Here is a 12,671-nt window from a genome sequence, read left to right as displayed (position 1 = left end):
AAGTGACGCACGACCACGACCTGGTTCTCCGCCCGACACCCGCGCAGACGGGGGCCGCGCTCAATCCGCCCTCCCGTCGCCCGGCCGCCACCCCTCATGGAGGTGCTTCGCGCCGCGTGACAACTGGCCGCAACGGCGGAGACCTGGTCGTGGAGACCCTGGCCGGGCTGGGCGCGACGACCGTCTTCGGCCTGCCCGGCCAGCACGCCCTCGGCATGTTCGACGCGCTGCGCCGCTCGGACCTCGCGTACGTCGGCTTGCGGGTGGAGAACAACGCGGGCTTCGCCGCCGACGCGTACGGCCGGATCACCGGCGAGGCCGCACCGCTGCTGCTGTCGACCGGACCGGGAGCGCTGACCTCGCTGGCCGCGCTCCAGGAGGCGGCGGCGGCCTCGGCCCCCGTCCTGGCCATCAGCAGCCAGATCCCGAGGGCGGGGCTCGGCGGCGGCCGCCACGGCTACCTGCACGAACTGCCCGACCAGGCCGCCTCCTTCCGCGGCGTGGTGAAGTCGGTCCACACGGTCCGCACCCAGTCCCAGATCCCCTCCGCGATCGCGGCCGCCTGGAAGTCGGCGCTGACGGTCCCGCACGGGCCCGTTTGGGTGGAGATCCCGCAGGACGTGCTGCTGGACCGGACGAGCCTGCCGGTGGTGACGGCGCTGGACGCGACCCCGGAGAAGCTGGTCCCGCGTCCCGAACTCACCGCGGTGGCGGCCGACGTGCTGTCGAGGGCCGCTCGCCCGGCGATCATCGCGGGTGGGGGAGTGGTCCGCGCCGACGCTTCCGGCGAGCTGCTGGCGCTTGCGGAGCGGCTGAACGCGCCGGTCGTCACGACCTTCGGCGGCAAGGGCGCCTTCCCCTGGGAGCACCCGCTGTCCCTCCAGTCCTGGCTGGAGGACCGGCACACGACGGACTTCCTGGAGGACGCCGACGTCCTGCTCGTCATCGGCTCCGGCCTCGGCGAACTCTCCTCCAACTACCACACGTTCAAGCCGCGCGGCCGCTTGATCCAGATCGAGGCCGACCTCGGCAAGCTGGAGTCCAACCACCCGGCGCTCGGCATCCACGCCGACGCCCGCCTGGCGCTCCAGGCCCTGCTGGAGACGGTGGAGGAGCGCGCGGACGAGGGCGCCGCCGACCGCGTACGCGAGGTGCTGGGCAAGGTCCGCGACCGGATAGCCGCGCAGGAACTCGCCCTGGAACAGCATGTGCTGGCGTCCGTCCGCCGCGCCCTGCCCATCGGCTCCCCGTCCTTCTGGGACATGACGATCCTGGCGTACTGGGCCTGGTCGGCCTTCGACGCGAAGTCCCCGAACGCCATGCACTCGGCCCAGGGCGCCGGTGGCCTCGGCTACGGCTTCCCGGCGGCGCTGGGAGCCGCGGCCGCGGACCGCACCCGCCCGGTCCTGGCGGTGTCGGGCGACGGTGGCGCGCTGTACTCGATCGCGGAACTGGCCACCGCCCGCCAGTACGACCTCGACGTCACCTGGCTGATCGTCGACGACGGCGGCTACGGCATCCTCCGCGAGTACATGACCGACGCCTTCGGCCAGGCCACGGCGACGGAGCTCACCCGCCCCGACTACGTGGCCCTGGCCGAGTCCTTCGGCGTCCCGGGCGTCCGCACGACCCCCGAGACCCTGGCGGCCGACCTGGCGAAGGCCCTTTCCGAGCCGGGGCCCTCGGTGGTCGTCCTCCCGGCGGTGCTGCGGATGTTCGCGCCCACGCACCTGGGCTGAGAGGACGGCACACCCGCCTCGGAGGGCTCTACTTCAGGCGCAGCTCCTTCCACGTCTTCTTGCCGACGATGCCGTCGTACGGCTTGACGTGGTACTTCTTCTGGAACCAGATCACGGCGGCCTTGGTGTTCTTGCCGAAGTCGCCGTCGACCTTGAGCTTGGGCTTGTACGAGGTCGTCTGGTTGATCAGCGCCTGGACCTCCCGTACCGCGTTGCCCTTGCTGCCCTTGCGGACGGTGCCGTTGCCCTTGTAGTAGCCGCAGTAGTAGCCGAGGCTCTTCGTGTACGTGCACTTCTGCGCCGCGGCCGTGGTGGAGTGGGTGGTGACGCTCCCGGTCGCGTGGGCCGTGCCGGCGGTGGCCACGCCGCCCAGGAGGGCGAGCGTGGCGACACCGATCCCGAGGGACTTGTGCGTTGCGCCGATGGTCATGGGTGCTCCCCGTTTCCTTGCTGGGGTCGGTTGTCGATGCCGGGCGGGGGCCGCGTCGGACGAACGCGCCGCCCCGCCGTGCACCACCGACATTGCCCGCCGGCCGCGAGGGCGGGCCACAACCGCAGCCGGAATGCTGCCCACGTGGGACGTCCCACGGCCTGACCTGCGGGGACGTGCCGTAGGACGAGGCAGTGGCGGGACGCGAGCCACACCGGGCGGCGGCTGAAAGCACCCTTTCGGGGGACGGCGCCGGGGAACCGGAGCGAGAACCCACCGCATCTTCGGTAAGGAGTTGCTAGCAAACGGAAGAGATGTGGGGGACATGTCTCCTTGGAAGCAACTGCCGACCTCGCTCGACCCGAGGATGCGCCAACTGGTCCTGCAACTTCGCCGGGTCAAGGACCACAGCGGTCTCAGCCTGCAGGCACTGGCCGCCAGAACCGGGTACAGCCGTTCCTCCTGGGACCGGTACCTCAACGGCCGGGCCCTGCCTCCCCAGCGGGCCGTGGCCGCCTTCGCCCGCGCCTGTGCCGCCGACCCCGGCCGGCTGCTGGCCCTGCACGAGGTGGCCGCGGCGGCGCTGGGCGGCGCCGTAGGGGACACACGGAGCAAGGAGGCGGAGAGGCCCGAGGAGCCGGAGGAGCCGGCCGACGTCGGGAAGGACACGCGGGACGGCGAGCCGGGGAGCGGTCGGCGGTCGTGGGTGGCGGTCCTGGCGGCGGCGTCCGTCACGGCCCTGTCGGCCCTGACCGCGCTGCTGGTGGCCGCCCCCTGGGACGACGGCGGGGCGCGGGACCGGCCGACGGTCGCGGCGGGGAGTTCCGTCACGGATCAGGTCGGGCACCCGTTCGTGTTCCAGGCGGGCAAGGACTACTCGTGCTCGGTCCGGAGGGACAAGGACGGTCTGCTGTACGCCGGTTACAGCAACACCCGAACGGAGCTGATCGGCATGGGATCCGTGCAGTGGCCCGTCGTCGAGGCGCAGTGCCTGCTGCGGCACCACGGCTTCTCGCCGGGGCTCGCCGACGGGGCCTTCGGCAGCGGCACCGAGCGTGCGGTGGAGCGGCTGCAGCGGGACGCGCACATCGTCGTGGACGGGGTGATCGGCGAGGACACCTGGGGAGCGCTGCGGCATGACGCCCGGTGACCGGCACCTGGAATGCGACCGGCTGGCCGGGACCCTGCGCGGCCTGCGCGCCCGGACCGGCCTGAGCCTGGCCGGACTGGCGGACAAGACGCAGTACAGCAAGTCTTCCTGGGAGCGTTACCTCAACGGCAAGACGGTCCCGCCCCGACAGGCCGTCGAGGCGCTGTGCGCCCTGGCGGGTGAGGATCCCGGCAGACCGCTGGCTCTGTGGGAGCTGGCCGAGGCCGTGTGGAGCGGGCGTGCCGGGCGTCCGCCGCGGCCCGCACCGCCGACCGCCCGAGCCGAACTCCCCGTGCCCCGCCCGGCGTCACCTCCGGACCCTGCGGAGGCCGGGCCCATGAAGAGCGGCACCGCCCAGCCCTTGGGAGACCACACCGCCGGGCCCGCTGAGGACGGCGCCGCAGCCCCGTCGGCGTCCCTTGGCGCCGCGTCCGAGGCGACCGGTCACGCGGCTCGCCGGCTCCCACACCCGCGCGTGCACCGGGAGTTGGTCGTCGGAGGGCTCTGCGGTCTGGCCGCCGTCGCTGTCGCGGCAGCGCTCGTCGCCGCCGGTGCCTTCGGAGCCGGTCACTGGCAGCGGGGCGGTTCTCCGGCGACGTCCGCCCTGACGGTCCCGGCGTCGCCGGGCTGTGAGGGCGGCGGTTGCACGGGCAAGAACCCCGAGAGTTACGGGTGCGACGTCACACCCCCGCCGACGACGCTTCGACAGCAGGCCTTCCCCGGACGGACCGTGGTCAAGATCCGGCACGGTGCCGCCTGCCATGCCGTGTGGGCCCGTATCGACCTGGGGGAGGTCGGCGATCGGGTCGAGATCCGCATGCCGGGCCATGCTCCGCTGTCGGCAGAGGTCAAGGACGAGTACGACGCGAAGGGTTCCCTCTCCACCCCCATGATCGCCCTCGGCCGCGCCGGACCGGACGGCGTCAGCGCCTGTCTGGTACGGGAGAAGGAGCGCCGCTGCTTCGGCCTGCGTGACGCGGGCCCGCCCGGGTGAGGGGGCGCGACGGCTGGTCGGCGGCCTCCGGTGAATCGCATGGTCACGTTTCCAGGAGCCGACCGAACTCCTTGGCGTGCAGGGAACGCTGCTTGGCGTATCCCTTCGCGAACGCCGTCTGTTCGTCGGGACCCATGGTGGTGCTCGGCAGCTTCTTCGACGGAAGCAGGTCCGGTATCTCGCGGAACACCTTCACGGCCGCCTCCCAGCGGTCGCCGCCCCGGCTCTTCGCCGCGAAGAGGTGGTCCGTCAGGGACCCCAGTTCTTCCCGCAGCAGCGCCGCGGGCACCTTCTTCGCCAGGAAGCCGTCCTGTTCGGGTGGGGTTCCCCCATCGCCGCCGAGGAGGCGCAGCGTCCACAGCGCCGCGAGGAGGCGTCCGGACGCGAAGTGATCGCTTGGCATCTGATCGGGCATGCCTGATTTCTGCCCAGAGTGGTGCGGCAACTCGCCTATGAACCACGTGATATCCACACACCCTGCGGTCAAGGCGACCAGTGTGCCGAGGGAGGGGGGATCCGCCGTGGCTACCGCTGGGTGGGTAACGGCGGGTCAAATCTCCGCCAACTCGCACAACCATCCGCCGCACTTCGCACGTCAACTGGGCATGACTCACTGGATAACCCGACGCGCCAGAGTGCTCGCGGCGGGCGTGGGCGCCGGGATGCTGATTCCCTGCGTGGCCGCCGCGACGCCTGCCGCGGCCGCCGCACCCACGGTCAGCTGCACGTCCGGCAAGGCGGGCCTGGCAGCCAAGTTGCAGAAGGACATCACCGCGGCCATGAAGGGCCGCAAGGGCACCATCGCCGTCGGTCTGCGCGACCGCGGCACCAACACGACCTGCACGCTGAGGCAGTCGACCGCCTACGACTCGGCGAGCGTGGTCAAGGTCACCGTCCTCGCCACCCTGCTGTGGGACGCCAAGAAGCACAACCGCTACCTCACCACGCGCGAGTCCACGCTCGCCAAAGCAATGATCACCAAGTCGGACAACAACGCCACCTCCACCCTGTGGAGGCAGCTGGGCGTGACGAAGGTCAAGGGCTTCCTGACCGCGGCCGGCATGACCCAGACCAAGCCCGGCGCGAACGGCTACTGGGGCCTGACCCAGATCACCGTGCGCGACGAGCAGAAGCTGCTCGGACTGATCACGGCGAAGAACTCCGTGCTGAGCGACAACTCCCGCGCCTACATCCTCAAGCTCATGGGCCAGGTCGTCTCCTCCCAGCGCTGGGGCACGCCCGCAGGGGCGCCGTCCTCCGTCGCCGTGCACGTCAAGAACGGATGGCTGTCGCGCTCCACCCACGGCTGGCGGGTGCACAGCGTCGGCACCTTCAACGGCGCCGGCCGCGACTACATGATCACCGTGCTGACACAGGACAACAGCACCATGAACTACGGCGTCACCACCATCCAGAACATCGCCAAGGTCATCCACAAGGACCTCGTCCCCACGACGACGAACACCGTGCGCTACACGCCGACCACCACGCCCAGGGAGGCTTTCGTGGCGGTCCCGCCGAGCGGGTGACCCCCGCGCCGCCGGGCGCGCCGTCATGGAGGGATGAAATCCGCCGCCGCCAGCGTTGGTGTCTTCCGGAAGATCAGGTCTTGAGGGAGGCACCGACGTGGCAGCGCAGCCGGGGTGGGCGCGGAGACTGGCCGGGTACGCCTGGCGTTACCCGAAGGACGTCGTCCTCGCCCTCGGAGCCTCGCTGGCCGGCATGGCCGTCACGGCGCTGGTGCCGCTGATCACCAAGGTGATCATCGACGACGTGATCGGCGACCACAGCCGCCGTATGGTCCCCTGGGCGGGCGCCCTGATCGCCGCCGCGCTCGTCGTCTACGTCCTCACCTACATCCGCCGCTACTACGGCGGACGGCTCGCCCTCGACGTCCAGCACGACCTGCGGACGGAGATGTACGAGACGATCACCCGGCTCGACGGCAGACGCCAGGACGAGTTGTCCACCGGCCAGGTGGTCGGCCGGGCCACCAGCGACCTCCAGCTGATCCAGGGTCTGCTCTTCATGCTGCCGATGACCATCGGCAACGTACTGCTCTTCCTGATCTCCCTGGTGATCATGGCCTGGCTGTCGCTGCCGCTGACCCTGGTCGCCCTCGCCGTCGCCCCGGCCCTCGGCTGGATCGCCCGGCGCAGCCGCACCAAGCTCCACCCCGCCACCTGGTACGCCCAGGCGCAGGCCGCCGCCGTCGCCGGCGTGGTCGACGGCGCGGTGAGCGGCGTACGCGTGGTGAAGGGGTTCGGACAGGAGGAGCAGGAGACCGCCAAGCTGCGCGAGGTCGGCCGCAGGCTGTTCGCCGGGCGGCTGCGCACCATCCGGCTGAACTCCAGGTTCACCCCCGCGCTCCAGGCCGTCCCCGCGCTCGGCCAGGTCGCCATGCTGGCCCTCGGCGGGTGGCTCGCCGTGCGCGGGCACATCACGCTGGGCACGTTCGTCGCCTTCTCCGCCTATCTCGCCCAGCTCGTCGGCCCGGTCCGCATGCTCGCCGTGGTGCTCACGGTCGGGCAGCAGGCCAGGGCCGGCACCGAACGCGTCCTGGAGTTGATCGACACGGAGCCCACCCTGACCGGGGGCACCAGGGAGCTGCCCGCCGAAGCGCCCGCCACCGTCGAATTCGACGACGTCTCGTTCGGCTACGCGGACGGCCGGCCCGTCCTCCAGGGGCTGTCCTTCGAGATCCGCCCCGGCGAGACCCTGGCCGTCGTCGGCTCCTCCGGCTCCGGCAAGTCCACGGTCTCCCTGCTGCTGCCCCGCTTCTACGACGTCACCCACGGCGCCGTCCTCGTCGGCGGCCACGACGTGCGCGAGCTGACCCTGGACTCGCTCAGGGCCGCGATCGGCCTGGTGCCCGAGGACTCCTTCCTGTTCTCCGACACCGTGCGCGCCAACATCGCCTACGGCCGCCCGGACGCCACCCGGGAGCAGATCGAGGCCGCCGCACGCGCCGCCCAGGCCGACCGCTTCGTCGCCGAGCTGCCCGAGGGCTACGACACCAAGGTCGGCGAGCACGGTCTGACCCTCTCCGGCGGCCAGCGCCAGCGCATCGCACTGGCCCGCGCGATCCTCACCGACCCGCGCCTGCTCGTCCTGGACGACGCCACCTCGGCCGTGGACGCCCGCGTCGAGCACGAGATCCACGAGGCCCTGGCGCAGGTCATGGAGGGCCGTACCACCCTCCTCATCGCCCACCGCCGCTCCACCCTGAACCTCGCCGACCGCATCGCCGTCCTCGACCAGGGCCGCCTCGCCGACATCGGCACCCACGACGAGCTCCAGGAGCGGTCGGCCCTCTACCGCAGCCTGCTCACCGACCCCGACGAGCTCGGCGGCGTCTCGCCGGGCCACGCCCAGCCCGCCGCTCCCCCGGAGGACATCTCCGTCCGTGCGGAGCTGGACGCCGAGTTCGACGCCGAGCGCGGCATCACGCCCAGGTTGTGGGCGGGGGAGCGTGAGCCCCGGGACACGGCGATGGCCGGCATGCCCGCCACCCCCGAACTGCTCGCCCAGGTCGCGGCGCTGCCGCCGGCGACCGACATCCCCGACATCGACGAGCGGCGGGCCGTCCGCCCGGAGGTCTCCTACGGCCTGCGCCGCCTGCTGCGCGGCTTCGGCCTGCCGCTCCTGGTCAGCCTCGGCCTCGTCGCCGTGGACGCCGGCATGGGCCTGCTGCTGCCGATCCTGATCCGGCACGGCATCGACCAGGGCGTCACACGGATGGCCCTGGGAGCCGTCTGGGCGGCCTCGCTGCTCGCCCTGCTCGCCGTGCTGGTGCAGTGGTCGGCGCAGATCGGCGAGACCCGGATGACCGGGCGGATCGGGGAGCGGGTGCTGTACTCGCTGCGCCTGAAGATCTTCGCCCAGCTCCAGCGGCTCGGCCTGGACTACTACGAGCGCGAGCTGACCGGCCGGATCATGACCCGGATGACCACGGACGTGGACGCGCTGTCGACGTTCCTGCAGACCGGTCTGGTCACGGCGTTCGTCTCGGTCGTCACCTTCTTCGGCATCATGGTCGCCCTGCTGGTGATCGACGTAGAGCTGGCGCTGGTCGTCTTCGCGACGCTGCCGCCGCTGGCCGTCGCCACGTTCTTCTTCCGCCGGGCGAGCGTGAAGGCGTACGAACTCGCCCGTGAGCGGGTGGCGGTGGTCAACGCCGACCTCCAGGAGTCGGTGGCCGGACTGCGGATCGTGCAGGCCTTCCGGCGCGAACGGGACGGCGGGCGGCGGTTCGCCGGGCGCAGCGACGGCTACCGCCAGGCGCGGATCCGGGGCCAGCGGCTGATCTCGGTCTACTTCCCGTTCGTGCAGTTCCTGTCCTCGGTCGCGGCGGCCTCGGTGCTGATCGCGGGCGCGGGCCGGGTGGAGGCGCCCACGCTGACCACGGGCGCCCTGGTGGCGTACCTGCTCTACATCGACCTGTTCTTCGCGCCCGTCCAGCAGCTCTCCCAGGTCTTCGACGGCTACCAGCAGGCGACCGTCTCCCTGGGCCGCATCCAGGAACTGCTCCGGGAGCCGACGTCCACGAAGTCCGCCGCCGAGCCCCTCGACGTGCCCGGCCTGCGCGGCGAGATCGCCTTCGAGGACGTGCACTTCCGGTACGGCGCCGCCGACGAGGGCGAAGCGGCACTCACCGGCGTCGACCTGCGTATCCCGGCCGGGCAGACCGTCGCCTTCGTGGGCGAGACCGGCGCGGGCAAGTCGACCCTGGTGAAGCTGGTGGCCCGGTTCTACGACCCGACCGGCGGCCGGGTGACCGTCGACGGCACGGACCTCAGGGCGCTGGACCTCACCGCGTACCGGCACCGGCTCGGGGTCGTGCCGCAGGAGGCGTACCTCTTCCCGGGCACCGTCCGCGACGCCATCGCCTACGGCCGTCCCGACGCCACCGACTCCGAAGTGGAGGCCGCCGCGCGCGCGGTCGGCGCGCACGAGATGATCGCGACCCTGGAGGGCGGCTACCTGCACGAGGTCGCCGAGCGCGGACGCAACCTGTCGGCCGGCCAGCGCCAGCTGATCGCGCTGGCCCGCGCCGAACTCGTCGACCCCGACGTCCTGCTCCTCGACGAGGCGACCGCCGCGCTCGACCTGGCCACCGAGGCACAGGTCAACCAGGCCACCGACCGGCTCGCGGGCCGCCGTACGACGCTGGTGGTCGCCCACCGGCTCACGACGGCCGCCCGCGCCGACCGGGTGGTGGTGATGGACCACGGCCGGGTCGCCGAGGACGGCACGCACGAGGAACTGCTGGCCCGCGACGGGCGGTACGCCGAGCTGTGGCGGACGTTCGTCGGCGCGCCGGAGACGGAGGAGCCGGTCAGCGCGTCACGCTGAGCCTGCGGGCGCAACCATCCGGCCCACGGGCCGCGTCCGTACATCCGTACGCTTGTACGCTGCCGTCAGGGGGGACCGTGGACAGTGGTGCGATGCGCCGGAGGCGGGCGCCGGTCGTGGCCGTGCTGACCGGGGCGGTGCTGCTGGCGTTCGCCGCGCCCGGCACCGCCCGGGCGGCAGCCGCCGCCTGCTCCGGCCGCGAGGTCAGGACGCTCCCCTTCGCCACCGGCACCGTCCACGTCCACAAGCGCGACGGCTACGTCTGCGCCCTCACCGTAGCGAAGAAGCCCGGCACCAAGCGGCCGATGTCGGTCACCGTGCAGGCCCGCGGCAACCGCCCGGTCACCGACAAGGGCCGCTACTCCCGGCATGCCGGCCCGGTCACCGTGCACGCCGGCCACCGGTGCGTGCGGGTCGCCGGATCGGTGGGATCGCAGTTGGTGGGCAGCGGCTGGATCCTCTGCTGAATCCCGGGATCCGTGCAGGGAATTCCCCATCTCCCCTGGTGTGCATCCGAGTTGCTCCGATAGCTTCCGGCGAACATCTGTTTCACAGGGAGGGTGCATGCGCAAGGCGCTCAGATGGCTGCTCGCGCTCACGGTGTCCATCGGCACGCTGGGCACGGCGGGGGCGGCCACCGCGTCCCCCAAGCTCTCGGCTCCGCTCGAGCAGGGGGTACCCCCATCGCCGGAGGCCACGAACGGCACCGCAAACAGCACGGAAACCGACATCCTGAACCAGCTCCTGGCCATTCCGGGCATGAGCCTGATCCAGGAGAAGCCCTACGCCGGCTACCGCTTCTTCGTCCTCAACTACACCCAGCCGGTCGACCACCACGATCCGTCGAAGGGCACCTTCCAGCAGCGGATCACCGTGATGCACAAGGGAGTCGACCGCCCGACGGTCTTCCACACCGGCGGCTACCACGTCTCCACGAACCCGGGCCGCCGCGAGCCCACCCAGATCGTGGACGGCAACCAGGTCTCCATGGAGTACCGCTTCTTCACCCCGTCCCGGCCGTCCCCGGCCGACTGGTCCAAGCTCGACATCTGGCAGGCCGCCAGCGACCAGCACCGTATCTTCCAGGCCCTGAAGCCGCTCTACACCCACAACTGGATCGCCACCGGCGCCTCCAAGGGCGGCATGACGGCCACCTACTACGAGCGCTTCTACCCCCAGGACATGGACGGCGTGGTCGCCTACGTCGCCCCCAACGACGTGGTCAACAAGGAGGACTCCGCCTACGACCGCTTCTTCGCCACCGTCGGCACCGAGGAGTGCCGCGACCGGCTGAACGGGGTGCAGCGGGAGGCGCTGGTGCGCCGGGAGCGGCTGAAGGACAAGTACGCCCAGGAAGCCGCCGACAAGGGCTACACCTTCACCACCGTCGGCAGCCTCGACAAGGCGTACGAGGCCGTCGTCCTCGACTACGTGTGGGGCTTTTGGCAGTACGGCGGGCTGGAGGACTGCGACACGATCCCGGCTGACGCCGAGGACGCCACCGACCAGCAGATCTGGGACTCCGTCGACGACATCTCCGAGTTCTCCTTCTACACCGACCAGGGCCTTGAGCCCTACACGCCGTACTACTACCAGGCGGGTACGGAGCTGGGCGCGCCGACCATCCACTTCCCGTACATCGAGAAGGAGCTGATCCGCTACGGCTACCAGTCGCCGCGCAACTTCGTGCCGCGGTCCATCCCGATGAGGTTCCAGCCGTCGGCGATGCGTGACGTGGACACCTGGGTGCGCCGGCACGCGAACCACATGCTCTTCGTCTACGGGCAGAACGACCCGTGGGGCGCGGAGCCGTTCCGCCTCGGCAACGGGGCGCGGGACTCCTACGTCTTCACGGCGCCCGGCATGAACCACGGGGCGAACGTGGCCGGTCTCGTGCCGGACGAGAAGGCACTCGCCACGGCCAGGATCCTCGAGTGGGCCGGAGTCGCCACCCCGGCGGTCCAGTCGAACCCGTCGGTGGCCAAGCCGCTGGCCGGCTTCGACGCCAAGCTGGACGTGCGGGACGTGGAGCGCGAGCCCGCGCTCAGGCCGTGACGCGCTGATCCGCACGCGCTGATCCGCACGCGCTGATCCGCACGCGCTGATCGAGCGGCGCTGACCCACAGGTGGGCTGCGCCCGGAGTCACAGTTTCCGGGCGCAGCCCACCGGTTCGTCGCCGCCCAGCCGGACGTACAGGGCGGTCGACGCGGGGCACTGGTCGCGGCTGCGCACCGCCCGCGTCACCCGGTACTCCGGCTTCTGCCCGCCCGTGCCGTCGCACGCGGTCTCCCGGACCTGGCCGCGGCCGGAGCCGTAGAGGCAGTCGCCGACGACGGTGCGCGGACCGCCCCCGCCGCCGGGGGCGCCGGGGTGCGGCGGCTGAAGATTGCGCATGCAGGCATAGCCCTGCGGGATCGCGCCGCCCTCCTGGCCGGGGGCGGCCGGCTGGGCGCCGACGTGCAGGACGAAGTCGGTGTCCAGCGGGCAGGGCGGGCCGTCGCCGGGCCGGCCGTCGCGGCGGGCGATCACCCGGGCCGCCGCCCGTCCGCCGGAGCACGCCACCTCGGTGAAGCTCGTCGTGCCGAAGGAACTGCACTCGCCCACGCCGAGGAACACCGCGCCGTGACCGGAGGGCCGCGCGGAGACCGGGGCACCGCCCCGCTCCTGGCCGCCCGTGGATCCGGGTGGCTGCCCGCAGCCCGTCAGCAGAGCCACGAGCAGCGCCTGCAGGGCGCCCGCCACCCCCACGGACCATTTCCCGCGCATCGCCATCCCCCGGTCCACCCCCCGGCCCAGCGTGGCCCGCCACAGCGGGGCCACGCCAGGCGTGCGGGGTGCTTCGGGCCTGTTGGCGGTGGCGCGCCGGGGGTGCGGCGTAAGCGCCGTACGCCCGACGCGCGAGGACGGCTAGGGCGTGTTTCGAAAGTCCCGCCTGCCCCGCGACGCCTGGCACGGCGCCTCGCCGCGTTGTCGGGATCGCCCGCGTACGCCCAGTACGCGGA

Annotated in this window: 10 protein-coding genes; 7 read left to right on the top strand and 3 right to left on the bottom strand. The window is 72.0% G+C overall.

From position 1 onward, the window contains the following. Window positions 1-2: 2 nt before the first annotated feature. Complete coding sequence (locus ACFY4A_RS10425; protein WP_390829007.1) at window positions 3-1,739, top strand: thiamine pyrophosphate-binding protein; 1,737 nt, start codon at window positions 3-5, stop codon at window positions 1,737-1,739. Between the two features lie 28 nt (window positions 1,740-1,767). Here the strand turns inward: ACFY4A_RS10425 and ACFY4A_RS10420 are convergent, their stop codons facing one another. Beyond that, window positions 1,768-2,169: a peptidoglycan-binding protein gene (locus ACFY4A_RS10420; RefSeq protein WP_390829006.1), complete on the bottom strand. Its 402-nt coding sequence runs from the start codon at window positions 2,167-2,169 to the stop codon at window positions 1,768-1,770. Window positions 2,170-2,494: 325 nt separating this feature from the next. Here ACFY4A_RS10420 and ACFY4A_RS10415 point away from each other — a divergent pair, with 325 nt between their 5' ends. Both ACFY4A_RS10415 and ACFY4A_RS10410 read left to right on the top strand, forming a co-directional pair. Next, window positions 2,495-3,319 carry a helix-turn-helix domain-containing protein gene (locus ACFY4A_RS10415; RefSeq protein WP_390829005.1) on the top strand — a complete coding sequence of 275 codons (825 nt, stop codon included), beginning with the start codon at window positions 2,495-2,497 and terminating at the stop codon, window positions 3,317-3,319. Continuing rightward, window positions 3,306-4,313, top strand: a complete 1,008-nt coding sequence (locus tag ACFY4A_RS10410) for a helix-turn-helix domain-containing protein (RefSeq protein WP_390829004.1) — start codon at window positions 3,306-3,308, stop codon at window positions 4,311-4,313. The genes ACFY4A_RS10415 and ACFY4A_RS10410 overlap by 14 nt, the downstream gene beginning before the upstream one ends. A 43-nt stretch (window positions 4,314-4,356) precedes the next feature. On the opposite strand, the gene ACFY4A_RS10405 is transcribed toward ACFY4A_RS10410, so the two are convergent. Next, window positions 4,357-4,728 (bottom strand): hypothetical protein, encoded by a 372-nt coding sequence (locus ACFY4A_RS10405; protein WP_390829003.1) that lies wholly within the window; start codon window positions 4,726-4,728, stop codon window positions 4,357-4,359. Between the two features lie 190 nt (window positions 4,729-4,918). Between ACFY4A_RS10405 and ACFY4A_RS10400 the strand changes: the two genes are divergently transcribed. The 4 genes from ACFY4A_RS10400 to ACFY4A_RS10385 all read left to right on the top strand — a co-directional run bounded on the left by ACFY4A_RS10400 (window position 4,919) and on the right by ACFY4A_RS10385 (window position 11,723). Beyond that, complete coding sequence (locus ACFY4A_RS10400; protein WP_390829002.1) at window positions 4,919-5,842, top strand: serine hydrolase; 924 nt, start codon at window positions 4,919-4,921, stop codon at window positions 5,840-5,842. A gap of 97 nt (window positions 5,843-5,939) precedes the next feature. Then, window positions 5,940-9,668 carry an ABC transporter ATP-binding protein gene (locus tag ACFY4A_RS10395; protein WP_390829001.1) on the top strand — a complete coding sequence of 1,243 codons (3,729 nt, stop codon included), beginning with the start codon at window positions 5,940-5,942 and terminating at the stop codon, window positions 9,666-9,668. 92 nt (window positions 9,669-9,760) lie between these two features. After that, window positions 9,761-10,135, top strand: a complete 375-nt coding sequence (locus tag ACFY4A_RS10390; RefSeq protein ID WP_390829000.1) for a hypothetical protein — start codon at window positions 9,761-9,763, stop codon at window positions 10,133-10,135. Between the two features lie 97 nt (window positions 10,136-10,232). Next, window positions 10,233-11,723, top strand: coding sequence for a S28 family serine protease (locus ACFY4A_RS10385; RefSeq protein ID WP_390828999.1), 1,491 nt, complete (start codon window positions 10,233-10,235; stop codon window positions 11,721-11,723). Window positions 11,724-11,811: 88 nt separating this feature from the next. Here ACFY4A_RS10385 and ACFY4A_RS10380 read toward each other — a convergent pair whose 3' ends face one another. Then, window positions 11,812-12,435, bottom strand: coding sequence for a hypothetical protein (locus tag ACFY4A_RS10380; RefSeq protein ID WP_390828998.1), 624 nt, complete (start codon window positions 12,433-12,435; stop codon window positions 11,812-11,814). Window positions 12,436-12,671 lie beyond the last annotated feature (236 nt).

It is taken from the genome of Streptomyces sp. NPDC001292 (genome assembly GCF_042896465.1).
In the GTDB taxonomy this organism is placed as follows: Bacteria; Actinomycetota; Actinomycetes; order Streptomycetales; family Streptomycetaceae; genus Streptomyces.
Note: the sequence above shows the minus strand (reverse complement) of the source record. Positions and strands in the feature narration are given on the sequence as shown.